Consider the following 22,122-nt stretch of genomic DNA (forward strand, 5'->3'; position numbering starts at 1 on the left):
GCTGCACCGCGGCTGATCCGTGCGACCGCGAGCCAGCCCGTCGTCCCGGCCCGCGACATGCATCCCAAAGCCTGGCGAACCTCCATCACCGCTGACCGGACACAGCGATCAATCAGCAGCACCCCCGCATCGCCAGCGAAGCCACCCCGGTCAGGGCCTCGACGACGAACATCGCAGCCGCTGAACCCCTCGGCACACCCCGGTCACCCACTCACGCAACCCCGGCCACCACACCCCGCACGGCCCGCCCACACACCACATGATCCAAGGACGATTCCGGCCGCCCGCGCGACCAGAACCATCCTTGGATCACAGCGGGGCGCTGGCGAACCCGGCAGGCCGGACCGGGGCGTGCGGACGTTCGCCGGGACCGTCGAGCAGCACCGTCGCCGCCACAGGTGCGCCGCGGGCCGCGGAGTCCGATCGTCGTGCCGGGCCGGTGAGGGCAGGTGTCAGTCGTGCGAGTAGCTGTCGACGGTGATGCCGTCGCGGCGGACGGTGATGTGTGCGTGGTCGCCGAATGCGTCGAGCAGCACCTGGTTGAACGCTTCGCTCTCGAAGGCGTCGGTGAGTGCGCGGGCCCGGTCGTACCGCTCCTCGTCCGGGCCGGTGTATGCGCTGTACCTCTGCCCGTTGACCCACTTGCCCTGCCGGCGGCCCAGCGACGGGTGTTGTCCATCCTCGAGCCGGAGCTGGTGGGTCAACTGCGGCTCGAGGGCCGGGTCCTCGGGAGTCCGGAACCATGGCGTGTCGACACTGAACACGCACGGGTCCCCGTCGTTGTAGTAGGGCGTGTACTGCGTCCAGCCGAACTCGACGATCGCGTCGTCGGCGAGGAGTGCGCGGATCAGGGGTTCGAGGTCCGACAGCGGGCGCTGCTGCACTGTGGGGGCGGGGCGGATGATGGTCCCGTCGACCGGGATGCCGAGAAAGTTGAAGTGGCTCATTCGGCTGGCTCCTCGGTCCGGGGTTCGCTCTGCAGAAGGTGGGACAGCGGAAGTTGCTTGCGTTGCGCGCCGGACATCCACGGCGCGATCGGCATGCCGGCGATGTAGTCGGCCGGTGAAGGAAGCCAGCCGAGATCTTCCAGGACGTGCCGCTCCGCGATCAGCCGGACGGGGACCTGGACCGTCCCACCGGCGCTCCGGGAGACTTCGATGGTGCGGCCGAAGACGCGTTGGCACAGCCAGACGCCCTCGGTGTGGTGGTAGAGCGACCGGTGCCGGACGTCGCCGATGATCTTCTTGGAGGAATCGAGGAACTCCTCCAACTCGATGTAGTCCTCAGGGGTGCCGCCCCACTTGCGCGCCGCCGAGACCGCATGGTGCCAACTGTTCACGCGCTCTCCCGCTCCCGGCGACGCCACGCCGGTAGGGAATGTAGATCATCGCTGGGCGGCGGGCAACGGCGGCGTCACGGCAGGCGGCGGAGGTTGAACCAGGTGGTGGCGGCGACGCGGGCGGGTTCGGTGAGGACGGTGTAGGGGACGGGGGTGCCGCCGTGGGTGAGGACCTCGCGTTCGAGGTGGTCGCGCAGGAGCCAGACGTCGGCGGGGTCGATGGCGGGGCGCAGGTGCAGGAGGTCGTCGAGGTAGGCGGTGGTGAAGCCGAGGTCGGCCGCCAGGGCGTCGGGTGTGCGGCCGGTCAGGCGCTGGTTTGCCTGGAGTTCGGCGGCGGTCTGGGCCTTCTCGGCGAGGTTGAGTGACATGGAGTCCTCCGTGCTGGGTTCTCCGGGCCGGTTCAGGTCAGTGCGGTGGCGCGGGTGCGCAGGGTGGCGAGGGTGTGCGCCAGGGCGGCGCGTTCCTCGGTCGTCAGGTCGGCGAAGAGCTCGGCCAGGAACTCGTGCCGGGTCGCGGTGGCCAGGATGTTGGCGTGTTCGCCGGCGGGGGTGAGGCGGACCAGGCGGGCGCGGCGGTCGCGTGGGTCGTCGGTGCGCTGGACCAGGCCGTCGCGGGACAGGCCCTCAACAAAAAACCGAATAGGATCGACGGGTGATGCGATCAGCGTTTCTCGATGCCAGTGACACCGTCGCGGGGCTGCTGCGGGACCCGGCCGTGACGGCGAGGTGGGGCGAGCCGAGTGCGCTGCCCGGGTTCACCGTCGGCGGGCTGGCCCGGCACCTCGCCAATCAGGTCACCAGGACCGTGACGCTGCTCGCGGGGCCGCCGGGTGAGGCCGCCGTCCCCGTTCTGGACCACTTCACCGGCGCGGGCTGGGTCGGGTCGGGCAGGGACAGCGACGACAACGTCTTGATCGTTCGCGGGGCGAGGAGGCCGCCGCGCTGACCAGCGCCGCCGAGCTGGCCGCCGAGGTCGACGCGGCGCTGCACGAGCTGCGCACGACCGTGCCGGCGCAGCATCCGGAGCGGATCGTGGACGTCGGGAAGTGGGGGCTGACGGCCGACGACTTCCTGCTGACCCGGGTGCTGGAGCTCGTCGTGCACGTGGACGACCTGGCGGTGAGCCTCGACGTACCGACGCCGCAGCTGCCGCCGGAAGCCGTCGCGGCGACCGTGGAGCTGCTCGGCAGGCTGGCGGTGTGGCGGCACGGGGCGCTGCCGGTGGTCAGGGCACTCGCCCGGCAGGAGCGAGCCCCCGCGTCCATAGCGGCGCTGTAAATCCGAGCGGCATAGGGTCAGGGGTGTGCGAATCCGGATCGAGGGCACCGACCTGCCGGGGCGGCGCCCCGGCGCCGAGGCGTTGCGGCTGCACAACGTACACGTCGGCGTGCAGCGCAAGGCCGAGGTGGTGGACAGGGTCCGGGCCGACGGGCCGGACGTGACCTGGGACCTGGAGGTGGCCAGCCGGGAGGTCGACGGGCTGCTCGACGTCGGCGGCCCGTGGGTGCACGGGCGGCCCGGGGCGCGGTTCCTCTACCTGAGCTGGGGCGCTGTGACGGGCGACGAGTTCGCGATGTTCCGCCGGGCGAAGCTCATGTTCGGCGACATCCCGACCGAGGTGCTGCGCGCGGCGCACGACGGGGCCGGCACGCTGCACGGCCGGCTCGGCCTGACCGACGCGGCGGGCGACCCGGTGTGCGCGCGGGTCCGCCCGCCCGCGATCGCGTGGACGGTGCGCTGACCGGGCCACGACGAGCGGCCCCGCAACGAAGCTGAGCGGACCACGACGAGCGGCCCCGCAACGAAGCTGACCGGGCCACGACGTGCGGCCCCGCAACGACCAGGAGGCCCAGGGGACCGTCAGCATCCCCTGGGCCTCCATCATCCACCGGTTCGCGTCCCGCCCAGGTCACGTACCGGCGAGACCTCAGCGGGAGCGGCCCGCCCGGCGCTTCGCCCAGACGTCGAACGCGACCGCCGCCAGCAGGACCAGGCCCTTCACGAGCATGACCCGCTCGCTCGGGGAGCCGATGAGGGACATGCCGTTGTTGATGACGGCCATGATGAGGCCGCCGGTGATGGCGCCGACGACCTTCCCGACACCGCCCTGCACCGCCGCGCCCCCGATGAACGCCGCGGCGATCGCGTCCAGCTCGAACGCGTTGCCGGCGGTCGGGCCGGCCTGGTTGAGCCGGCCGGCGAAGATGATGCCGGCGATCGAGGCGAGCAGCCCCATGTTCACGAAGATCCAGAAGGTCACCGACTTGACCTTGACGCCGGAGAGCCCGGCGGCCTGCAGGTTGCCGCCGACGGCGTAGATGTGCCGGCCGAAGACGGTGCGCTGGGAGATCAGCGTGTACAGCAGGACGAGCGCGGCGAGCAGGACCAGCACCCATGGCAGGTTCTTGAAGCGGGCCAGCTGGACGATGATGAACATCAGCACGAGCGACGCGCCGGCGATCTTCGCGACGAACACGGGAAGGCTGTCGACGGCCTGCCCGTAGCCGATGCGGCCGCTGCGGGCCCGCCACTGCACGACCACGATCCCGGCGACCGCCGCCAGGCCGACGAGGAGCGTGAAGAGGTCCGCGCCGCCGAGGACGCCGAGGCCGATGTTGTTCAGGAAGCCCGGCGTGAAGCCGTTGGCGAGGGTCCGTACGTCGTCGGGGAACGGGCCGATGCCCTGGTTGCCCAGGACGGTCATGGTGAGCGCCCGGAAGACGAGCATGCCGGCGAGCGTGACGATGAACGCCGGGATCCCGAAGTACGCGATCCAGAACCCCTGCCAGGCGCCGATGAGCGCCCCGACGGCGAGGGTGGCCAGGATCGCGACGGGCCACGGCACGTCCAGGTCGACCATGAGCACCGCGGCGACGGCGCCGGTGACCGCGACGACGGAGCCCGCGGACAGGTCGATGTGCCCGGCGATGATGATCAGGATCATGCCGATGGCGAGGATCAGGATGTACGAGTTCTGCACGACGATGTTCGAGATGTTCTGCGGCTCCAGCAGCGAGCCGGACGTCAGGACCTCGAACAGGACCACGATCGCGGCGAACGCGATGTAGATGCCGCTCTGGCGCAGGTTGACCGAGAAGCGGGTCGGCGCCACGGTCTCCGTGTCGGCCTCCACGATGGTCGTCATGAGCGTTCCTTAAAGCTGGTCATGAGCTGCATGAGCCGCTCGGGGGTCGCGTCGGCGCGGGACAGTTCGCCGGTGACCCGGCCCGCCGACAGGGCGTAGATGCGGTCGCAGATGCCGAGCAGCTCCGGCAGCTCGGAGGAGATGACCAGGATCGCCTTGCCCTCGTCGGCGAGCCGGTTGATGATCGTGTAGATCTCGTACTTGGCGCCGATGTCGATGCCGCGGGTCGGCTCGTCGAGGATCAGCACGTCAGGGTCCGTGAAGATCCACTTGGCGAGCACGACCTTCTGCTGGTTGCCGCCGCTGAGTGTCCCGGTGACGGCGCCGACGCCGGGCGCCTTGATGTTGAGGCTGTGCCGGTAGTCCTCGGCGACCCGGAACTCGCGGTTCTCGTCGACCCAGCCGCCCTTGGCGATGCGGGGCAGCGCGGCGCCGGAGACGTTGCGCTGGATGTCCTCGATGAGGTTGAGGCCGTACCGTTTGCGGTCCTCGGTGGCGTACGCGATGCCGTGCGCGATCGCGTCGCCGACGGTCCGCAGCTCGACCGGGACGCCGTCCTTGTACACCTGGCCGCTGATGCCGGTGCCGTAGCTGCGCCCGAAGACGCTCATCGCGAGCTCGGTGCGCCCGGCGCCCATGAGTCCGGCGAGCCCGACGATCTCGCCGCGGCGCACCGACAACGACGCCCGGTCGACGACGACCCGCCCGTGCTGGGTGGGGCTGTGCACGGTCCAGTCCTCGATCCGCAGCGCCTCGGCGCCGAAGCCCGGAAGATCCGGGGACGGCGACCGCGGCGGGAAGCGGTGCGACAGGTCCCGGCCGACCATGCCGGAGATGATGCGGTCCTCCGTCACGCCCTTGCCGCGCATGTCGAGGGTCTCGATGGTGCGGCCGTCGCGCAGGATCGTGGTGGTGTCGGCGACCGCCTCGATCTCGTTGAGCTTGTGCGAGATGATCACGCAGGTGATGCCGCGCTCGCGGAATTCGAGGAGCAGGTCCAGCAGGTGCCGGGAGTCCGACTCGTTGAGCGCCGCGGTCGGCTCGTCGAGGATCAGCAGGCGGACTTCCTTGGACAGCGCCTTGGCGATCTCGACGAGCTGCTGCTTGCCGACGCCGAGGTCCATCGCCGGGGTGACCGGGTTGTCACGGAGGCCGACCCGGCGCAGGAGCGCGCCGGCGTCGGCATTCGTGCGGTTCCAGTCGATGAGGCCCCAGCGCCCGCCACGAGGTACCCGCTCGTTGCCGAGGAAGATGTTCTCCGCGATCGACAGGTGCGGGATGAGCGCCAACTCCTGGTGGATGATGACGATGCCGCGCCGCTCACTGTCGCGGATCCCGCCGAAGTGGCAGGGCTCCCCGTCGAAGTCGATGTCGCCGGTGTACGAGCCGTGCGGGTACACGCCGGACAGCACCTTCATGAGGGTCGACTTCCCGGCGCCGTTCTCACCGCAGATCGCGTGGATCTCCCCGCGGCGGACCTCGAGGTTCACATCCTGCAGCGCGGCAACGCCGGGAAACGTCTTGGTGATGCCGCGCATCCGCAGGATTACGTCGGACTGAGCCTGGGACATGGCTACTTGAGGTCGCTCTCGGTGTAGTAGCCCGAGTCGATGAGGACCGTCTTGTAGTTCGACTTGTAGACGATGACCGGCTCCAGGAGGTACGACGGGACGACCTTCACGCCGTTGTCGTAGTCCTTGGTGTTGTTGGTCTCCGGCTTGCCGCCCTTGAGGACCGCGTCGGCCATCTTCACGGTGACGTCGGCGAGCTTGCGGGTGTCCTTGTAGATCGTCGCGTACTGCTCACCGGCGATGATGGACTTGACCGACGCCTTCTCCGCGTCCTGGCCGGTGACGATCGGGTAGGGCTGGCCGGCGGTGCCGTAGCCGCTGCTCTTCAGCGCCGACAGGATGCCGATCGAGAGGCCGTCGTACGGGGACAGCACGCCCTGGACCTTGGTGCCGCCGACGTAGGTCTTGGTGATGATGTCCTCCATGCGCTTCTGCGCCGTGGCGGGGTCCCACCGGAGGATGGCGACGGTCTTGAAGTCGGTCTGCCCGGACTTCACCACGAGGGTGCCCTTGTCGATGTACGGCTTGAGCGTGTCCATCGCGCCGTTGAAGAAGAAGGTGGCGTTGTTGTCGTCGGGCGAGCCCGCGAACAGCTCGATGTTGAACGGCCCGGTCGCGGTGCCGTCGCTGCCGTCCTCCTTCTTCAGGCCGAGGCCGACCAGCAGCGACGTCGCCTGCTGCACGCCGACCTTGTAGTTGTCGAAGGTGGCGTAGTAGTCGACGTTCGGGGACTTGCGGATGAGCCGGTCGTACGCGATGACCGGGATCTTCTTGTCCGCGGCCTGCTGCAGCTGGGTCGTGATGGCGGTGCCGTCGATCGAGGCGATGATGAGCAGCTTGGCGCCCTTGGTGATCTGGTTCTCGATCTGGTTGACCTGGGTCGGGATGTCGTTCTCCGCGTACTGCAGGTCGACCTTGTAGCCGAGCTTCTCCAGCGCCGCCTTGACGTTGTTGCCGTCGGCGATCCACCGCTCGGAGGACTTCGTCGGCATCGTGACGCCGATGAGGCTGCCCGCGCCGGCGGCGGCGCCCGCCTCCTTGTCGGCGGTCTTCTCGGCGGAGCCGCAGCCCGTGACGCCGATCGCGACGGCGAGGCTGAGGCCCGCGGCGGCCAGTGCTCTGGTGAACTTCATCTGGGGTGTCCTCCACGGTGTACGCAGGGTGCAGCGCCCGGTGACGGCCCATGTGAGCGCTATCAACGGTGCCGGCAGAAATCTGTGGGTGTCTTGGTCATTGAGGACTTGAAAGCCGGTAAACGTTTCAAGTCCGTGGCGGGGGTGTTGCTCGGCACAGTGTTAACGCTCACAAATGAAGGTGTCAAGACACCATCGGATCACGAAATGGGAGGATGGTCGTCATGCGCCTGCTCGCCGGCACCACCGGCCCGGGATCCGCCGACCGGCCCGACGCGGTGACCGTCGACGGCCGGACCCTGTCCTCCGAGGCCCTGCTCGGCGCGGCCCTCGCGGTCGCCGCGGACGTGCACGGCGCGGCCACCGTCGCCGTCGACGCGACCCCGTCCCTGGAGACGGTCGTCGCCGTCGTCGGCGGGCTCCTCGCCGGCGCCGCCGTCGTGCCCGTGCCGTCCGACGCCGGCCCGGCCGAGCGCTCACACATCCTCGACGACTCCGGGGCATCGGTCGTCCTGGACACCGTCGACGTCACCCGGCGCTCGTCGATCAGCCTGCCCACCCCGGCGCCCGAGTCCCCGGCGCTCATCATGTACACCTCCGGCACCACCGGCGCACCCAAGGGCGTCGTGCACACGCACGCGTCGCTCGAGGCCGGCGTGGACGCCGTCGCCGACGCGTGGGACTGGACGCCGGACGACCGGCTCGTGCACGGCCTGCCGCTGTTTCACGTGCACGGTCTGGTGCTCGGGGTGCTCGGTGCGCTGCGGGCCGGTTCTCCGCTCGTACACACGCGGAAACCGCAACCTGAGCGGTATGCCGCCGCCGGTGGGACCCTCTACTTCGGCGTGCCGACCGTGTGGTCGCGGATCTGCGCGCAGCCCGCCGCGGCCAGGGCGCTGTCCCGCGCGCGGCTGCTCGTCTCCGGCAGCGCCGCCCTCCCCGTGCCGGTCTTCGAGCGCCTGCGCGCGCTGACCGGCCACACACCCGTCGAGCGGTACGGCATGACCGAAACCCTGATCACGATCAGCAGCCGCTTCGACGGCGCCCGCTTCCCGGGGGACGTCGGCGTCCCCGTGCGCGGCGTCGAGACCCGCGTCGAGGCGTCCGACGGCGACATCGGGGAGCTGTGGGTGCGCGGACCCATGCTGCTGCGGCGGTACGTCCACCAGCCCGCCGACCTGGTGGACGGCTGGTTCCGCACCGGCGACATCGCCCGCAAGACCCCCGACGGCCGGCACCGGATCGTCGGCCGCGCCTCCACCGACCTCATCAAGTCCGGCGGCTACCGCATCGGCGCCGGCGAGGTCGAGGACGCCCTGCTGGCGCACCCCGCGGTCCGCGAGGCGGCCGTGATCGGCACCCCGCACGCCGACCTCGGCGAGGCGGTCACCGCGTACGTCGTCGTCTCCCCCGGCGCGGCGCTGGGCGCGGATGACCTCGTCGACTTCGTCGCCAGGCAACTCTCCGTGCACAAGCGGCCGCGCGTGGTGCACCTGGTCGAGGCGCTACCACGCAACGCCATGGGCAAGGTGCAGAAGAAGCGCCTCGGTGGTCCTATGCTCTGATGTGCCGGACCCAGCGGACGCGGGCCGGCCCGATGGCTGGTGGTGGTCGTGGTGGAGACAGGCAGAATTCTGCGGTTCGACGAGGTGCGTGGTTACGGGTTCATCGCCCCCAACGCGGGCGGCGAGGACGTGTTCGTCCACGCCAACGACTTCGGCGAGCAGCGGCACCTCGTGCATCCGGGGATGCGCGTCGAATATGAGGTCGAGGAGGGCGAGCGGGGCCTGAAGGTCGCCACCGTGCGCATCCTCGACGCGCCCGCGCGCCGCGAGCACGCCCGGCCGTCGCGGCCCGTGCACCACGACGACGAGGACGCCGAGCCCGGCGACGACGACGGCCTGTGCGACGTGCTCAGCAGCCGCGAGTTCTCCGCCGAGGTGACCGAGCTGCTCATCCAGCACGTCCCGTCGCTCACCGGCAGCCAGATCTCGCAGGCGCGCCAGCATCTGGTCAGCTTCGCGCGCACCCACGGCTGGGTGGAGAGCTGAGGATGAGGGTCCTCTTCATCGGCGGCAGCGGCATCATCAGCTCCGCCTGCACCGACCTGGCCGTCTCCCGCGGCATCGACCTGTACGTGCTGAACCGTGGCACCAGCACGACCCGGCCGCTCCCGCCGGGCGTCACGGTCCTGCGCGGCGACATCCGGGACCCGCTGTCCGCCCACGCCGCGCTCGACGGCCTGACCTTCGACGCGGTGGTGGACTGGGTCGCCTTCACGCCGGAGCACGTGCGCACCGACGTCGAGCTGTTCCGCGGCCGGACCGGTCAGTACGTCTTCATCAGCTCCGCGTCGGCCTACCAGACCCCGCCGGCCCGGCTGCCCGTCGTCGAGTCGTCCCCGCTGCGCAACCCCTTCTGGCAGTACAGCCGGGACAAGATCGCCTGCGAGGACCTCCTCGTGCGGGAGTACCGGGAGTCCGGGTTCCCCGCGACCATCGTGCGCCCCTCACACACGTACGACCGCACCCTCGTGCCCTTCGACGGCGGCTGGACCGCACCCGCCCGCATGCGCGCCGGCCGCGAGGTCGTCATCCACGGCGACGGCACGTCCCTGTGGACCCTCACGCACCACACCGACTTCGCCCGGGGCTTCGTCCCGCTGCTCGGCCACCCCCGCGCCATCGGCGACGTCTTCCACATCACCAGCGACGACGTCCTCACCTGGAACCAGATCGCCGAACACATGGCCGCCGCGCTCGGCGTCACCGCCAAGCTCGTCCACGTCCCGTCGGACGCGATCGCCGCCGCCGACCCGGACTGGGGCGCCGGCCTCCTCGGCGACAAGGCCCACTCGATGGTCTTCGACAACAGCAAGCTGCGCGCCCTCGTCCCCGACTACGTCGCCACCGTCCCCTTCCACGTGGGCGCCCGCGAGATCGTGGCCTGGTTCGACGAGGACCCGTCCCGCCAGACCGTCGACAACCACCTCGACAAGCTCATGGACGACCTGGCCGCCCGCTACCGCGTCCAGTCCTGACTCGCGGCTCCGCGCTCGAACCGCGGACGGTGCCGGGGTCGGGGCGGCACACTGGGGTCGGGAGATCAGCGCGAGGACAGGTCATGAGCCGGGACCCGACCGGGGACGACGAAGCGGAGCGGTGGACGCGGTTCGCCCGCGCCCCGCACCCGCCCGCGACGCACCCGGGCCGGGTCCGGAAGGCCGTCGCGGTCTACGTCGCGGCGGTCAGCGCGGTCGCTTGCGGCGCCATGACCGAGCTCGGCCGGCTCGACCACGAGTTCCCGTCGGCCGACTTCGCCACGCCGCTGTTCTGGACGGCGATCGCCCTGACCGTGCCGCTGGGCCTGCTGTGGCACGCGTGGCTCCCGCTCGTCCTCGACGTCGTCAACACCGTCGACCGCCTCCCGGCCGTGCTCTTCGGACTGTCGTTCGGCGTGATCGCCGCGGCGAACGCCGCCCTCGTCCTGTCCCTCGTGTCCGCCACCAGATCCCTGTGGCGCCGGACCCGGCACCATTCCTGACCACCCTGGAGGATCTCCGAGATGGGAGTCTTGTGGCGGGCCGCCGGGGAGTCGCTCGACCAGTCTCTGCGGGAGCACGGGCTCGATCCGGCCGGTGTCGACAACGTCGAAGCGGCGTGGCGGGCGTTCTGCGCGTTTCTGCAGGTCGAGATCGACGGGATCGACCCCGAACCCGACTCCGACGCGGATGGGTTCATCGTGCAGTGGGGGCGGTACTCGTGGAACGGCGGGCTGCCGTCGCTCGACTTCACGCGGCAGCTCGCCGTCGTCGACGTTCACGATGCGGGCGGCACGGAAGGTACGGAAGGCTCGGACGACGTGGAGGTCGGGCCGGAGCTGTGGCAGGTGAGTCTCCGGCTGTGGTTCGCCGACGGGCCTGAGCTCGCGGGCATCGGCGAGCTGCGCCCGAGTGACAGCGGGTTCGACTTCACGCCGGTGGGAGCGGGCCGGGAAGCGGCCCTCGCGGCCGTGCGCGACCAGATCGAGCGGTTGCCGCCGGTGCGGGCGGCGTGGCGGGCGAAGCCCGTCGGCAGCGGGCTCGCGTTCGACTGCGCGTGCTGAGCCGCCGCGCCGGTCCTGGGACCAAGACCGGCGCGGCGGGGTCAGTACAGCGTCAGGAGCAGGTCACGCCGTTGAGCTTGACGTTGCTCGGGGCGGGGGTGGAGGGGCCGTTGGCGGTGAAGCCGACCGACACCGACGCGCCCGCGGCGAGGGACGGGGCCCAGGAGGGGCCGGCGGCGGTGAACGTGGTGCCCGACTGGGTCACCGTGGCGTTCCAGCCGCTGGCGAGGGTCACGCCCGACGGGACCGTCCACGTGATCGAGAACGGGTTGACCGCGGCGCTGCCGGTGTTCTTCACCGTGACGGCCGCCTGGTAGCCGCCCTGCCACGCGTTGTCGATGCGGACGGTGGCGGTGCAGGAGCCGGTGCCCGTGTTGCCGGACGGCGACGTCGAGACCGACGGCGAGACCGAGCGCGACGGCGAGACCGAGCCGGTCGGGTTCGTGCCGCCGACGGGCGGGATGAGGTACGGCTGCAGGATCGACTGCTTCTGCTGGTTGACCGTCTTCCAGTCGTCGCCGACGATGCCGCCCGTGTCGCCGGAGTTGGGGTTCCAGGACCAGTAGGTGAAGTCCATGCCGGTGACGCCGGTGCCCATGTACTCCATGAGCTTCTTCAGCCACAGCACGTCCTGCGGGCTCTGCAACGTCGAGCCGAACTCGCCGACGAGCACCGGCGCGATGTTCTGCTTCTCCAGGTAGCCCCAGAACTGGTCCCAGATGGCGGGGAGGTTGTTCGGGAACGCCGGGTCGTCGAACCACGCCTGGTGGTAGACGGAGTTGCCGTACTCGTGCGCGGAGTAGACGAGCTTGTTGGCCTTGTTGAGCCGGACCGGGAACTGGCCGGCCTTCGACAGGTTGCCGCCCCACCAGCCGCACGGCTCGTCGGGGATGTTGTCCCACGCGTTGGCGTTGCCGCCGCTGGGGCAGCTGACGCCCTCCACGACGATGAGCCAGTTGGGGTTGACCTCCAGGATGGCGTTGCCGGCGCGCTCGGCGGCCAGGCGCCAGTCCCGGTTCACGTCGCCGCAGCCCCAGCACGACCCGGTGCCGTTCGGGTCCGTACCGTCCGCGTGCGGCTCGTTGTGCAGGTCCGCGCCGATGACGGTCGGGTTGTTGGCGTAGTGCTGGGCGAGCGAACGCCAGTTGCTGATCCAGGTCGACTCCGGCGTCGCCGACACGTACCAGAGGGCGCTCTGACCGGCGCTGGTCGGGCGGTGCCGGTCCAGCAGGATGCGCATGCCCTTCGTGCCGGCGTAGGCGACGACCTTGTCGAGGATCTGCAGCGGGGTCAGGCCCTGCAGGTCGGGGTTGGTGTAGCCGTCGACGCTGTTGGCGGTCGCGCCGGGCTTCAGGGCGTCCTCGGAGAACGGCACGCGCAGCGTGTTGTAGCCGAGGCTCGCCATCTGGTCGATGTGGTCGCGCCACGGGCGGGCCCACAGGCCGTGGAACGTCTTGTTGTCGGTCTCCATGCCGAACCAGTTGATGCCGGTCAGGCGCACCGGGTTGCCGCCGGCGTCGATGATCTGGTTGCCGCGCGTGCTCAGGTAGCCCGTGCCGGTGCCGCCCACGGCCGCCGACGCCGTGCTGTTGAGCCCGATGACGGCGACCGCGCCGACAACGGCCAGGCTGCTGGCCGCGACGGCGGCCCAGAGTCTTCTCACCACACCCTCCTCAGTCGAAACTGCCACCGGGACGGGAGTCGTGGCAGTGGCAGGCCGACGCTAGGAGCGGGCGATCGCACGTGTCGTCGCCGCCGCCACGGTACGAGCAAAACCGCAGGTCAGCCGGGCGTGAAGGGCGAAAGTTACATCGTGGGAAGCTGCGCCAGCAGCTTGCTGTGCGCGTCCAGGACCTGCTGGGCGGCGGCCTTGGTGGCGGGGTCGGCGCCGTTCTTCGCCTCCGACCCGCACAGCGCGGTGGTGCCGGTCAGGTGGTCGCGGAGCACCTCGAGGGCCTTCGCCGGCTGCTGCGCGGCGGGCACGGCGCGGATCGCCGCCATGTCGGCGTCGACGACCATCCCGGGCAGGTCGTGCCCGGCGTGGATGCTGGAGTCCTCGACGGCGCCACCGTCCGCGAGGGCCTTGCGCAACGCGGCGAGCTCGGCCCGGTGACCGTCGGCGGCGGAGCGGGCGATCGGCGTGAGCGCCGGGTCGCCGCCGGTGACGATGAGGTCGAACAGCTGCCCGGCGCTGGTGTTCAGGGAGATCATCAGCTGCAGGTACGCGATGTCCGTCGGGTTCAGCGACGTCACCGCGACCGGTGCGGTGCTGCGCTGCGCCGTGGGGGCCGTCGGCTCGTGGGCGGGCCTCGCCCAGAGGACCACGACGGCGAACGCGGCGACCAGCACGATCAGGACCGCCCCGACCCTGCGCCAGCCGTCCCGCCCGCGCTCCCCCGCCTCATCGACCGCCTCGACTTCCGCTGCTTCCGCGGTACCGGTGGAGTCCGCGCTTTCAGAAGCCTTCGGGGCTTCCGATGCCTCCGTCGCCGCGGCCTCCTCGACCGGCGCCTCGGTGGCCTCGGCGGCGGGCGCGTCCGAGGTCTCTGCTTCCGGGGCCTCGGCCGGTTGGTTCGACATCACCGGCCGCCACCCCCGCCGCGGCGGGGAGGGAGGTCCACCGCGGTCGGGGTGGCGGCCCCGACCGACGGTGCCGCGGTGCTGTGCGCAGCCGCGGTCCGGTCCGCGGGGTGCAGGCGCAGCCCCGGCAGACCTGTGGACACGATCCGGGCGGTGGTCACGCATCGACGGTAAGCGCCGGAACCTGCGGAGCGCATTAGCTGAACTTTAAGATTTGTCCTGGTCGCCCCGACGTTCTCCGGCGCCGCGGATAACAGTTTTTCCGCAGGTCACGCACCGAAGTGGTTGGTCTGCGTATTGTTGTCGCCGACCTGGACGCCATTGGAGTTGGTGATGGTGACGCCGGGCCGGGCCGGCAGCAGCCGGGCGATCTCGGCCGCGAGCTCCGGGTCCTGCGCGAGCGCGGCGCGCACCTGGGCCCGCACGATCTCGGCAAGGTCCTCGTCGGCGGGCGACCCGGCGAGATCGACGACCGCCCCCTCGATCTGCGCGCCGCGGCCGGACCGGAAGAGCCGCGCCGACATCGATCATGACAACCTCCCGGGAAACGTCACCGCCTGTGTAGCACGCCCGGTCGAGGCGGTCAGGTCCCGATGCGGGTGACGGTGCCGTGCGGGGCGCCCTGCCACCACATCGCGTCGACGAGGTACGCGGCGTCGCCACCGGCGGAGATGAACTGCACGACCAGCCGGCTCGGTTCGGTCTGCGCCCGCGACACGGAATACCCGTCGCGGGGCGTGGCCGTGACGACGGAGACGGCACCGTCGCGGATGCGGATGACCGCGTCGCCGCCCTCGGACCGGAACGAGCGCAGGTACGTGTCGACGCCGTCGGCACCGGTCGTCACGGTCCAGCCGTCGACGACGCGGGCGGGCGCGGCGGTGGTGACCTTCGCGGTCGGGGTGGCGGCCGCCGACGTGCGCGGCGCCGCCGAGGTCGGCGCCTGCGGCGTGGTCCCGGCGGCCGCGGGCGGGGACATCGGCGTGGTGGGCGGCGGCAGTCCGGGCTGCGGGATCAGGTCGCCCGGCCCGCGCGCCTCCGCGGCCGGCACGGGCAGCGAGTCGGACGGCACGGCCGTGCGCAGCACGGGGCGCAGCGCCAGCGACGCGACGCCGATACTCGCCGTGGTCGCCAGGCACCACAGCAGCACCGGCACCGCCGCACGTCTGACCCGCACCGGCAGATCTTCTCACCCACCCCGCTCCACATGGCAAACCCGGCGGTTACCGTGTTGCCATGCCGCTGATCCTGCTCGTCGAGGACGACGTCGCCGTGTCCGGCGCCCTGTCCAGGGCGTTGACCGACGCCGGTCACGTGGTGCGTCCGGTCGGCAACGCCGGGTCCGCGCTGCGGGTCATCGCGACCGACCCGCCCGACCTGGTCATCCTCGACCTCGGGCTGCCGGACATGGACGGGCTCGACGTGCTGCGGATGCTGCGCGGCATCTCCAACGCGCCGGTCATCGTCGCCACCGCCCGGCGCTCGGAGCGCGACATCATCCGGCTGCTCGACGCCGGCGCCGACGACTACGTGACGAAGCCGTTCTCCAGCGCCCAGATGTCGGCGCGGATCAACGCGGTCCTGCGCCGCGGGCAGGGCACCCCCGGACCCGCAGCCGTGCCGGCCGGTGTGACGATCGGCGCGCTGCACGTCAACCCGCAGCAGCGGTTCGCGTCGATCGGCGGCCAGCCGCTGCAGCTGACGAAGAAGGAGTTCGATCTGCTGGCGTACCTCGCCCAGCGGTCCGGCCGGGTGGTGAGCCGGCGGGAGCTGCTGACCGAGGTGTGGCAGCGCCCCGACAGCTCCGGCGAGGACCAGACGATCGACGTCCACGTGTCCTGGCTGCGCCGCAAGCTCGGCGAGAGCGCGACCCAGCCGCGGTATCTGCGCACGTTCCGCGGGGTCGGGGTCATGCTCGTCGACCCGGACCAGGCACCCGCACAGCCATGAGAAACGCGCTCATGCGCCTCTCGTTCGCGATCACCTCGATGATCGCGCTGGCCTTCCTGGTGCCGCTCGCCTACGTCACCAAGGAGATCGCCCACGATCGTGCCCTGGCCGAGGCCCGCTACCAGGCCGACGCGATGGTCGCCGCCCTCGCGTCCACGTCCGGCAACGGATCCGGCGCCCTCGACCGCGCCGTCGCCACGGTGCCGGCCGGGCAGAGCGGGCGGCTCGCCGTGCATCTGCTCGGGGAGCCGACGGTCGGCACCAGCCACGCCGCCGCCGTGGAGGTGGACCGCGCCGCCACGCAGGGCAGGTCGCTGACCGTCGACGCGCCCGGCGGCGTCGCGTACCTCCAGACGGTCGTCCTGGACGGCGACCGGACCGCGGTCGTCGAGGTGTACGTGTCCGACGCCGACCTCGGCCGCGGTGTCGGCGCCGCCTGGCTGGCCCTCGCCGGCCTCGCGGTCGTCCTCATCGGCGGCTCGATCCTGGTCGCGGACCGGCTCGGCGCGCAGATCGTGCGCTCCACGAAGCGCCTCGCGGACGGCGCACGGGCCTTCGGCGACGGCGACCTGCACGCCCGCGTCGAGCCGGACGGCCCGCCCGAGCTGCGGGACGCGGCGCGCAGCTTCAACCGCATGGCGGACCAGATGGTCGCCTTCGCCGACGCCGAACGCGAGCTCGCCGCCGACCTCTCCCACCGCCTCCGCACCCCGCTGACGGCGCTGCGCCTGGACGCCGACGCGATGCCGCCGGGCCCGATCGGCGAACGCATGCGCCAGGCGTTCGACGCCCTCGACGACGAGATCGAGCAGATCATCACGACCGCCCGCCGGTCCGCCGCCGACCGCGTGCCCGAGAGCACCGACCTGGTCGAGGTCGTCGCCGACCGCCTCGCGTTCTGGTCGGTGCTCGCCGAGGACCAGCAGCGCCCCTGGCGGGTCGTCGGCGGTCAGGAGCCCGTGTGGGTGCCGGTCGCCGAGTCCGACCTTGTCTCCGCGGTCGACTGCATGCTCGGCAACGTCTTCCAGCACACCCCGGAAGGCACCGGCTTCGAGGTCCACGTCTCCCCGCACGGCCTCATCGTCGACGACGCCGGCCCCGGCATCACCGACCCCGCGCGTGCCCTCCGCCGCGGCTCCAGCGGCGCCGGCTCCACCGGGCTGGGCCTGGACATCGTCCGCCGCGTCGCGGAAACCGCCGGCGGCCGCCTCGTCGTCGAGCGCAGCCCGCTCCGCGGGGCCCGCGTCGCGGTCGTCCTGGAGCCGGTCGCCCTCACGGCCCCGCCGCCCCGCCCCCAGCGCCGCGTCGTCCGCTGACGCCCCGTCGGCGGACCCGGCCGCGATGAGCGCCTCAGTCGTCCTCGTTGCGGGGCGGTGGCAGGCTCGCCGCGAGCCGGTCCAGGCTGGCGAGCACGGCGGTGTACCCGGCCTGCTGCGTCTTGCCGTCCTTGCGCTGCTCGCCGAGCTTCCTGCGCAGCTCGGCGACCTTCTCCGCCGCCTTCTCCTCATCGCCCTTGGTGATGTACCGCTCGATCTCGCCGAGCCGCTTGTTCAGCTCCCGCGCCGACTCGGCGGAGAGCTGCCCGGCCCCCGCCTGCTCGCCGACGGTGGCACGCGCCGCGTCGAGGGCGTCACCGGGCAGGCTCAGGGACGGGGCAGCGCTGGTCGGCGCGGCAGCGGACGTCGGGGGCGCGGCGGCCGCCGCCGAGCTCGTCGGGCCGGCACCTGACGACTGCGGGTCGTCACGGCCGGCCATGATCGCGGCCGTGATGGCGACGACCGCCACGAGGACGACGACCGCGGCGAGCGCGACGCCGATCGGTCCGATCCCGGTGCGGCGGCCCGCGGGAGCCACCTCCGCGGCCGGCGTCACCGGTATCGACTGGGTCGGCGCGACGACGGCCGCGGTGGCCCGGACCGGCTGCCGCGCGGCGGGGACGGCGGCGGTGGGAACGGCCGGGAAGGCTGCGGTGGCGGCCGGTGCCGTGCCGTCACCGAGGTGCTGCAGCAGGGCCCGGGCCTCGGCCGCCGTCGCCGGCCGGTCGTCCGGTCGCTTGGCCAGCAGCCTCGCGAGAATCCCGTCCACCCGCGGCGGCAGGCCGGGCCGGACCGTGGAGGCCGGCACGACCGGCTGGTTCACGTGCTGCCACGCGATCCGCATCGGCGTCTCGCCGGCGAACGGTGGCTGCCCGGTCAGCATCGTGTACACCACGCACCCGAGCGCGTACACGTCGCTGCGGGCGTCGACCGGCCCGCCGGTGATCTGTTCGGGCGCCATGAACGCGGTGGTCCCGAGCACCTGCGCCGACGCGGTGAGCTCGGCCTGCCCGGCGCCGGCGACGCGGGCGATGCCGAAGTCGCAGACCTTCACCCGGTCGGCGCCGGCGCCGGTGAAGAGGATGTTGGCCGGCTTGACGTCCCGGTGGATCACCCCGGCGGCGTGCGCGGCCTCGAGCGCGTCACAGACCTGCACCGCGACGGCGGCGGCAGCGGCCGGCGGCAGCGGGCCGGCGACGAGCCGGTCGGCGAGGCTCCCGCCCTCCACCAGCTCCATCACCAGGAACGACACCGCACCGCCGAAGTGCGCGTCGGCGCCGACGCCGACGTCGTGGATCGCGACGATGTTCGGGTGCGACAGCCGGGCGACGGTGCGCGCCTCCCGGTCGAACCGCTCCCGCGCCATCCGGTCCACCGCGCCGGCATCGGGCAGGACCTTGACCGCCACCGCACGGCCCAGCCGGCGGTCGAAACCCAGCCACACCTCGGCCATACCGCCCCGGCCCAGCACACGCCGAAGCTCATACCGACCGCTCAGCACAACCTCGACCACGGCCTACCCTGACACAGTCCGGCCCGCATCGCACAGCCGGCGGCCGGGCCGCCGGTCACCGGCCGGTCCCGCAGGACCGCCGGACGGCGTCACACGCCCACCCGGGCCCGGATCACGGTGATCAGCGCCTCCTGGACATCAGCCAGGGAGCGGTCGGGCTCGAAGACGAGCCAGTCGACGGCGACGACGAGGCAGACGCCGAACAGCGCCGCCGCCGCCATCCGGACGTCCAGCGCGGCGTCGAAGTGACCCTCGTCGACGCCGCGGCGCAGGGCGCCGGCGATGACGTCGACGGCCTCGCCGCGCAGGAGCTGCAGCGTCTGATGCCACTCGCGGTTGGTCCGCCACATCTCCGAGAGCAGCAGCTGCGCGAAGGAGCGGTGCCGCTCGATGTACGCCAGCTCCGCCCGGATCAGCGCCAGGACCGCCTCGGGCGGCGACACGCCCGCGACGGCGGCCCGGAAGTCGGCGGTGAGCAGGCCGACGCCGTGCCGCAGCAGCTCCTCGAAGAGGGCGTTCTTGGAGGGGAAGTTGTAGTAGACGGTGCCCTTGGCGACACCGGCGCGCAGGGCGATGTCGTCGACGGTCGTGGCGGAGAACCCGTGCTCGGCGATGAGCTCCATCGCCGCGTCGTACAGCCGCTGCCGGGTGTCGGTGCGCCGCCTGGTCCGGCCGTCCTCCGCCACGTACGAAACCCCCTACATCACGAGATCCGGGTGCAGTTTGGACGTCGTCAGGCGGCGGCCGCGCCACGCCGCCAGGGTCGTCAGCGCGAACGCCGCGGCGGCGAACCCGGCCAGGACCAAGGCACCCGTGACGACCGTACCGCCCGGGCCGCCGTTGACGAGATGCCGGACCCCCGACACGACGTACGTCATCGGCAGGAACGGATGGATCGCCTGCAGCACACCGGGGGTCGTCTCGATCGGGTACGTGCCGCCGGACGACGTGAGCTGCAGCATCAGCACCGCGAGGGCGACGAGCCGGCCGGCCGCGCCGAGCCGGGCGCCGAGCCACTGCACGATCGCGGTGAACGCGACCGCCGTCAGGCACAGGAACCCGTACATGGCCAGCGGGTGCGCGGGGTGCAGGCCGAGCGCGAACCGCACCACCAGGAACAGCGCGGTCGCCTGGGCGACGCCGACGGCCAGGCCCGGCAGCCAGCCGGCCAGGGCCGCGCGGTGGGCGGGCGCGCCCGACACGAGATGCCGGCGGGTCAGGGGACGCAGCACCATGTAGCTGATCATGGCGCCGACCCAGAGGGCGAGGCCCAGGAAGTACGGCGCGAACCCGGCCCCGTACGTCGCGGACGGGTGCTCGGTGGAGCGGTCCAGCGCGACGGGGTCGCCGAGGACGCCGGCCCGCTCGGCGCGGGTGTCCGGGTCGTAGCCGGGGATCTTCGCCGCGCCGTCGGACAGGCCGCGGGCGAGCCGGCTGGCGCCGTCGGACAGCTCGCCGAGGCCGCCGGCGAGGCGGCGCCCGCCGTCGGAGAGGGCGCCGAGACCGTCGTCGAGCTGCTGGGCGCCGGTGGCGAGCCGGAAGATGCCGCCGGACAGGTCGCGGGCGCCGTCGCGGGCCTCGCCGGTGCCGGCGTGCAGCTGGGCGGCGCCGCCGGCGAGCCGGTCGAGGCCGTCGGCGAGCTGGTCGACCTGGGCGCGGGCGGCGGCGACGTCGTCGGCGAGGTGCGGGGCCGCGGCCGCGACCTGCCGGGCGAGCTTCGACGCGCGGTCCAGGTCGGCGCGGACCGCGCCGAGGTCGCCGGTCTCGAGCCGGGTCTCCACGGAGCGGGCCGCGGTGACGGCGGCGTCCGCGGCGGCGACGGCCGTCTTGTACTCGGCGGTGCCGGCGATCTGCGGATACCGCGACCCGAGCGTGTCCAGGGCGGCCCGGGTCGCGGTCGCCCGCTCCGTCGCGGTCCGGGCGAGGGCGGGCAGCGCGTCGAGGTGCTCGCGGAGCAGGTCGGCGCCGTCGGCGATGCTGGTCGCGGCGGCCTCGATGAGGGCGGCGTTGTCGCGCAGCACCGGCTCGACCGTGTCGGCGGCGGCGCCGACCTTGCTGGCGAGCAGGCGCCCACCGGCGGCGGCCTGGGCGGTGCCGTCGGCGAGCTGCGCGGCGCCCTGGTCGAGGGCGACGAGCCCGTCGTACAGCCGCTGCGAGCCCTTCGTCGCCTCGTCGAGTCCGGCGGCGAGGTCCCCGGCTCCGCCGGCGGCCCGGTCGAGGCCGCTCACCAGCGAGCCGGCACCGGCACCGGCCTGGGTAGCACCGGCGGAGAGCTGCCCGGCGGCGTCGGCGGCCTGGGCGGTCTGCGACTTGAGGTCGGTGAAGCCGATCAGCATCCGGTCGAAGTAGCCGCCGGCGACGGACGCGGCGGCGCTGGCGCGGACCTCGGTGAAGACGCTGCGCGACAGCTGGCCGGTGAGGTAGTTGGTGGCGTCGTCGTTGACCACGAGCAGCCGGCCGGTCGCCGGGTCGCGGTCCGGGTCCGGTGGCGTGACCAGGGACGCGGAGAAGTCCGCCGGGATCTCGAAGACGAGCTGGAAGCGCCCGTCGGCGAGCCCCTTGCGGGCCGCGGCCTCGGTGGTCTGCTGCCAGCCGAAGACGTCCCGGCGCAGCAGCTTCGCGGTGAGGTCGTCGCCGGCATGCACGGTGCTGCCGTCGGCGGCGGTCGCGGGCCGGTCCGCGTTGACGACGGCGACCGGGATGTGGCGCATGTTGCCGTACGGGTCCCAGAACGCCCAGAGGTACAGCGCCCCGTACAGCAGCGGGATCAGCGCCAGCACGACCAGCGCCGCCACGGTGATCGGCGCGCGGGTGAACCGCCGCAACTCGAACCGTGCCAGCCTCATCGCTGCCCCTCCAGCTCGAACACGCTTCCGGTCCCGGCTGCGGCAACCTCGCGGGCGGCGGCGATGACGGCGATCCCGTCGGCGGTGAGGGCGTCGAGGGCCTCGTCCAGCAGCGCGCGCTCCTCGATGGACAGGCCGCTGTCGACGTCGTCGACGACGACCGCGGCCGGGGCGGCGACCCTGGCCAGGGTGAGGCCGAGCAGGTGCCGGCCGAGGACGTCGAGGTCGCGGCCCAGCGTGCCGGGGTCCATCGCCGGGTCGATGGCGACCGGACGCCGCCTCCTGAAGGGACCGTCGAGCAGCAGCCGGCGCTCCTCGACGTGCTCGGCGACGGTCAGCGCGGGCTCCGGCTCGTGCACGCCGGGGACGTGCGCCAGGGCGACGACGCCCTCCCGCCGGACGGTGCCGGCGCTGGTCCTGAAGCAGCCGGCGAGGGCGAGCAGCAGCGACGTACGGCCGCTGCCGGCCGGGCCGGTGACGGTGACCCGCTCCCCCGCGGCGACGTCGAGGTCGACGTCGCGGAACACCCAGCCGCGCCGGGTCCGGGCGCCGAGCCCGCGCGCTTCCACCACGCTCATGGCGGCCTCCTGACTTTGAACTGACCAGTCAGTCTAAAAACATTGCCG

Annotated in this window: 26 protein-coding genes; 11 read left to right on the forward strand and 15 right to left on the reverse strand. The window is 72.4% G+C overall.

Going from position 1 to position 22,122, the window contains the following annotated elements:
* Positions 1-452: 452 nt before the first annotated feature.
* From ACQEVZ_RS11380 to ACQEVZ_RS11390, 3 genes are all read right to left on the reverse strand, one after another.
* Entirely contained in the window at positions 453-947 is a 495-nt protein-coding gene (locus ACQEVZ_RS11380; protein ID WP_344504401.1) for a hypothetical protein, read from the reverse strand.
* Complete coding sequence (locus tag ACQEVZ_RS11385) at positions 944-1,339, reverse strand: DUF6915 family protein (protein ID WP_433365069.1); 396 nt, start codon at positions 1,337-1,339, stop codon at positions 944-946. The genes ACQEVZ_RS11380 and ACQEVZ_RS11385 overlap by 4 nt, the downstream gene beginning before the upstream one ends.
* 74 nt (positions 1,340-1,413) lie before the next feature.
* Positions 1,414-1,707: a DUF2316 family protein gene (locus tag ACQEVZ_RS11390; protein ID WP_433365072.1), complete on the reverse strand. Its 294-nt coding sequence runs from the start codon at positions 1,705-1,707 to the stop codon at positions 1,414-1,416.
* Between the two features lie 74 nt (positions 1,708-1,781).
* Here ACQEVZ_RS11390 and ACQEVZ_RS11395 point away from each other — a divergent pair, with 74 nt between their 5' ends.
* The 4 genes from ACQEVZ_RS11395 to ACQEVZ_RS11410 are packed head-to-tail and all read left to right on the forward strand — an operon-like array spanning position 1,782 to position 3,079.
* A complete protein-coding gene (locus ACQEVZ_RS11395) occupies positions 1,782-1,994 on the forward strand; it encodes a hypothetical protein (RefSeq protein WP_433365075.1) in 213 nt (70 codons plus the stop codon).
* The gene (locus ACQEVZ_RS11400) at positions 1,994-2,284 is read left to right on the forward strand and encodes a maleylpyruvate isomerase N-terminal domain-containing protein (protein ID WP_433376730.1); all 291 of its coding nucleotides are present in this window, start codon (positions 1,994-1,996) and stop codon (positions 2,282-2,284) included. The genes ACQEVZ_RS11395 and ACQEVZ_RS11400 overlap by 1 nt, the downstream gene beginning before the upstream one ends.
* A gap of 14 nt (positions 2,285-2,298) precedes the next feature.
* Positions 2,299-2,616: a hypothetical protein gene (locus ACQEVZ_RS11405; RefSeq protein ID WP_433376733.1), complete on the forward strand. Its 318-nt coding sequence runs from the start codon at positions 2,299-2,301 to the stop codon at positions 2,614-2,616.
* A gap of 25 nt (positions 2,617-2,641) precedes the next feature.
* Entirely contained in the window at positions 2,642-3,079 is a 438-nt protein-coding gene (locus tag ACQEVZ_RS11410) for a DUF5990 family protein (protein ID WP_433365077.1), read from the forward strand.
* Positions 3,080-3,265: 186 nt separating this feature from the next.
* Here ACQEVZ_RS11410 and mmsB read toward each other — a convergent pair whose 3' ends face one another.
* The 3 genes from mmsB to chvE are packed head-to-tail and all read right to left on the reverse strand — an operon-like array spanning position 3,266 to position 7,187.
* Positions 3,266-4,483, reverse strand: a complete 1,218-nt coding sequence (mmsB, locus tag ACQEVZ_RS11415; protein ID WP_354898693.1) for a multiple monosaccharide ABC transporter permease — start codon at positions 4,481-4,483, stop codon at positions 3,266-3,268.
* Positions 4,480-6,021 carry a multiple monosaccharide ABC transporter ATP-binding protein gene (mmsA, locus tag ACQEVZ_RS11420; protein ID WP_433365081.1) on the reverse strand — a complete coding sequence of 514 codons (1,542 nt, stop codon included), beginning with the start codon at positions 6,019-6,021 and terminating at the stop codon, positions 4,480-4,482. The genes mmsB and mmsA overlap by 4 nt, the downstream gene beginning before the upstream one ends.
* 35 nt (positions 6,022-6,056) lie before the next feature.
* Entirely contained in the window at positions 6,057-7,187 is a 1,131-nt protein-coding gene (gene chvE, locus ACQEVZ_RS11425) for a multiple monosaccharide ABC transporter substrate-binding protein (protein WP_344504393.1), read from the reverse strand.
* Positions 7,188-7,411: 224 nt separating this feature from the next.
* Between chvE and ACQEVZ_RS11430 the strand changes: the two genes are divergently transcribed.
* From ACQEVZ_RS11430 to ACQEVZ_RS11450, 5 genes are all read left to right on the forward strand, one after another.
* A complete protein-coding gene (locus ACQEVZ_RS11430; protein WP_344504392.1) occupies positions 7,412-8,752 on the forward strand; it encodes an AMP-binding protein in 1,341 nt (446 codons plus the stop codon).
* Between the two features lie 48 nt (positions 8,753-8,800).
* Positions 8,801-9,238: a cold shock domain-containing protein gene (locus ACQEVZ_RS11435; RefSeq protein ID WP_344504391.1), complete on the forward strand. Its 438-nt coding sequence runs from the start codon at positions 8,801-8,803 to the stop codon at positions 9,236-9,238.
* Positions 9,239-9,240: 2 nt separating this feature from the next.
* Positions 9,241-10,227: an SDR family oxidoreductase gene (locus ACQEVZ_RS11440; RefSeq protein WP_433365086.1), complete on the forward strand. Its 987-nt coding sequence runs from the start codon at positions 9,241-9,243 to the stop codon at positions 10,225-10,227.
* Positions 10,228-10,310: 83 nt separating this feature from the next.
* Complete coding sequence (locus ACQEVZ_RS11445; protein ID WP_433365089.1) at positions 10,311-10,730, forward strand: hypothetical protein; 420 nt, start codon at positions 10,311-10,313, stop codon at positions 10,728-10,730.
* Positions 10,731-10,751: 21 nt separating this feature from the next.
* Positions 10,752-11,291 (forward strand): hypothetical protein, encoded by a 540-nt coding sequence (locus ACQEVZ_RS11450; protein ID WP_433365092.1) that lies wholly within the window; start codon positions 10,752-10,754, stop codon positions 11,289-11,291.
* Positions 11,292-11,343: 52 nt separating this feature from the next.
* Here the strand turns inward: ACQEVZ_RS11450 and ACQEVZ_RS11455 are convergent, their stop codons facing one another.
* The 5 genes from ACQEVZ_RS11455 to ACQEVZ_RS11475 all read right to left on the reverse strand — a co-directional run bounded on the left by ACQEVZ_RS11455 (position 11,344) and on the right by ACQEVZ_RS11475 (position 15,048).
* Complete coding sequence (locus ACQEVZ_RS11455) at positions 11,344-12,957, reverse strand: cellulase family glycosylhydrolase (RefSeq protein WP_433365095.1); 1,614 nt, start codon at positions 12,955-12,957, stop codon at positions 11,344-11,346.
* Positions 12,958-13,097: 140 nt separating this feature from the next.
* The gene (locus ACQEVZ_RS11460; protein ID WP_433365098.1) at positions 13,098-13,871 is read right to left on the reverse strand and encodes a DUF305 domain-containing protein; all 774 of its coding nucleotides are present in this window, start codon (positions 13,869-13,871) and stop codon (positions 13,098-13,100) included.
* A complete protein-coding gene (locus ACQEVZ_RS11465; RefSeq protein WP_344504385.1) occupies positions 13,871-14,032 on the reverse strand; it encodes a hypothetical protein in 162 nt (53 codons plus the stop codon). The genes ACQEVZ_RS11460 and ACQEVZ_RS11465 overlap by 1 nt, the downstream gene beginning before the upstream one ends.
* 108 nt (positions 14,033-14,140) lie before the next feature.
* Positions 14,141-14,395 carry an RIP homotypic interaction motif-containing protein gene (locus ACQEVZ_RS11470; protein WP_433365101.1) on the reverse strand — a complete coding sequence of 85 codons (255 nt, stop codon included), beginning with the start codon at positions 14,393-14,395 and terminating at the stop codon, positions 14,141-14,143.
* A gap of 59 nt (positions 14,396-14,454) precedes the next feature.
* Complete coding sequence (locus ACQEVZ_RS11475; protein WP_433365104.1) at positions 14,455-15,048, reverse strand: DNA mismatch repair protein MutL; 594 nt, start codon at positions 15,046-15,048, stop codon at positions 14,455-14,457.
* 59 nt (positions 15,049-15,107) lie between these two features.
* Here ACQEVZ_RS11475 and ACQEVZ_RS11480 point away from each other — a divergent pair, with 59 nt between their 5' ends.
* Positions 15,108-15,821, forward strand: a complete 714-nt coding sequence (locus ACQEVZ_RS11480) for a response regulator transcription factor (protein ID WP_360560893.1) — start codon at positions 15,108-15,110, stop codon at positions 15,819-15,821.
* On the forward strand, positions 15,818-17,137 hold the full coding sequence (locus ACQEVZ_RS11485; protein ID WP_433365108.1) for a HAMP domain-containing protein: 1,320 nt from the start codon (positions 15,818-15,820) through the stop codon (positions 17,135-17,137). The genes ACQEVZ_RS11480 and ACQEVZ_RS11485 overlap by 4 nt, the downstream gene beginning before the upstream one ends.
* Before the next feature lie 34 nt (positions 17,138-17,171).
* Here ACQEVZ_RS11485 and ACQEVZ_RS11490 read toward each other — a convergent pair whose 3' ends face one another.
* The 4 genes from ACQEVZ_RS11490 to ACQEVZ_RS11505 form a co-directional block, all read right to left on the reverse strand.
* A complete protein-coding gene (locus tag ACQEVZ_RS11490; RefSeq protein WP_433365111.1) occupies positions 17,172-18,650 on the reverse strand; it encodes a protein kinase domain-containing protein in 1,479 nt (492 codons plus the stop codon).
* Positions 18,651-18,739: 89 nt separating this feature from the next.
* Entirely contained in the window at positions 18,740-19,336 is a 597-nt protein-coding gene (locus tag ACQEVZ_RS11495; protein WP_433365114.1) for a TetR/AcrR family transcriptional regulator, read from the reverse strand.
* Positions 19,337-19,348: 12 nt separating this feature from the next.
* On the reverse strand, positions 19,349-21,496 hold the full coding sequence (locus tag ACQEVZ_RS11500) for a YhgE/Pip family protein (RefSeq protein ID WP_433365117.1): 2,148 nt from the start codon (positions 21,494-21,496) through the stop codon (positions 19,349-19,351).
* Complete coding sequence (locus ACQEVZ_RS11505) at positions 21,493-22,074, reverse strand: ATP-binding cassette domain-containing protein (protein ID WP_433365120.1); 582 nt, start codon at positions 22,072-22,074, stop codon at positions 21,493-21,495. The genes ACQEVZ_RS11500 and ACQEVZ_RS11505 overlap by 4 nt, the downstream gene beginning before the upstream one ends.
* Positions 22,075-22,122: the final 48 nt, after the last annotated feature.

Source organism: Dactylosporangium sp. CA-152071 (genome assembly GCF_050936335.1).
Classification (GTDB): Bacteria; Actinomycetota; Actinomycetes; order Mycobacteriales; family Micromonosporaceae; genus Dactylosporangium; species Dactylosporangium maewongense.

Excerpts from the sequence above, each read along its gene's own strand:
- ACQEVZ_RS11400 (WP_433376730.1), top strand. The coding sequence starts at position 1,994 with ATGCGATCAGCGTTTCTCGATGCCAGTGACACCGTCGCGGGGCTGCTG.
- ACQEVZ_RS11380 (WP_344504401.1), bottom strand. The coding sequence starts at position 947 with ATGAGCCACTTCAACTTTCTCGGCATCCCGGTCGACGGGACCATCATC.
- mmsA (WP_433365081.1), bottom strand. The coding sequence starts at position 6,021 with ATGCGCGGCATCACCAAGACGTTTCCCGGCGTTGCCGCGCTGCAGGAT.
- ACQEVZ_RS11470 (WP_433365101.1), bottom strand. The coding sequence starts at position 14,395 with ATGTCGGCGCGGCTCTTCCGGTCCGGCCGCGGCGCGCAGATCGAGGGG.
- ACQEVZ_RS11445 (WP_433365089.1), top strand. The coding sequence starts at position 10,311 with ATGAGCCGGGACCCGACCGGGGACGACGAAGCGGAGCGGTGGACGCGG.
- ACQEVZ_RS11390 (WP_433365072.1), bottom strand. The coding sequence starts at position 1,707 with ATGTCACTCAACCTCGCCGAGAAGGCCCAGACCGCCGCCGAACTCCAG.
- ACQEVZ_RS11450 (WP_433365092.1), top strand. The coding sequence starts at position 10,752 with ATGGGAGTCTTGTGGCGGGCCGCCGGGGAGTCGCTCGACCAGTCTCTG.
- ACQEVZ_RS11430 (WP_344504392.1), top strand. The coding sequence starts at position 7,412 with ATGCGCCTGCTCGCCGGCACCACCGGCCCGGGATCCGCCGACCGGCCC.
- mmsB (WP_354898693.1), bottom strand. The coding sequence starts at position 4,483 with ATGACGACCATCGTGGAGGCCGACACGGAGACCGTGGCGCCGACCCGC.
- ACQEVZ_RS11485 (WP_433365108.1), top strand. The coding sequence starts at position 15,818 with ATGAGAAACGCGCTCATGCGCCTCTCGTTCGCGATCACCTCGATGATC.
- ACQEVZ_RS11480 (WP_360560893.1), top strand. The coding sequence starts at position 15,108 with ATGCCGCTGATCCTGCTCGTCGAGGACGACGTCGCCGTGTCCGGCGCC.
- ACQEVZ_RS11505 (WP_433365120.1), bottom strand. The coding sequence starts at position 22,074 with ATGAGCGTGGTGGAAGCGCGCGGGCTCGGCGCCCGGACCCGGCGCGGC.
- ACQEVZ_RS11460 (WP_433365098.1), bottom strand. The coding sequence starts at position 13,871 with ATGTCGAACCAACCGGCCGAGGCCCCGGAAGCAGAGACCTCGGACGCG.
- chvE (WP_344504393.1), bottom strand. The coding sequence starts at position 7,187 with ATGAAGTTCACCAGAGCACTGGCCGCCGCGGGCCTCAGCCTCGCCGTC.
- ACQEVZ_RS11440 (WP_433365086.1), top strand. The coding sequence starts at position 9,241 with ATGAGGGTCCTCTTCATCGGCGGCAGCGGCATCATCAGCTCCGCCTGC.
- ACQEVZ_RS11500 (WP_433365117.1), bottom strand. The coding sequence starts at position 21,496 with ATGAGGCTGGCACGGTTCGAGTTGCGGCGGTTCACCCGCGCGCCGATC.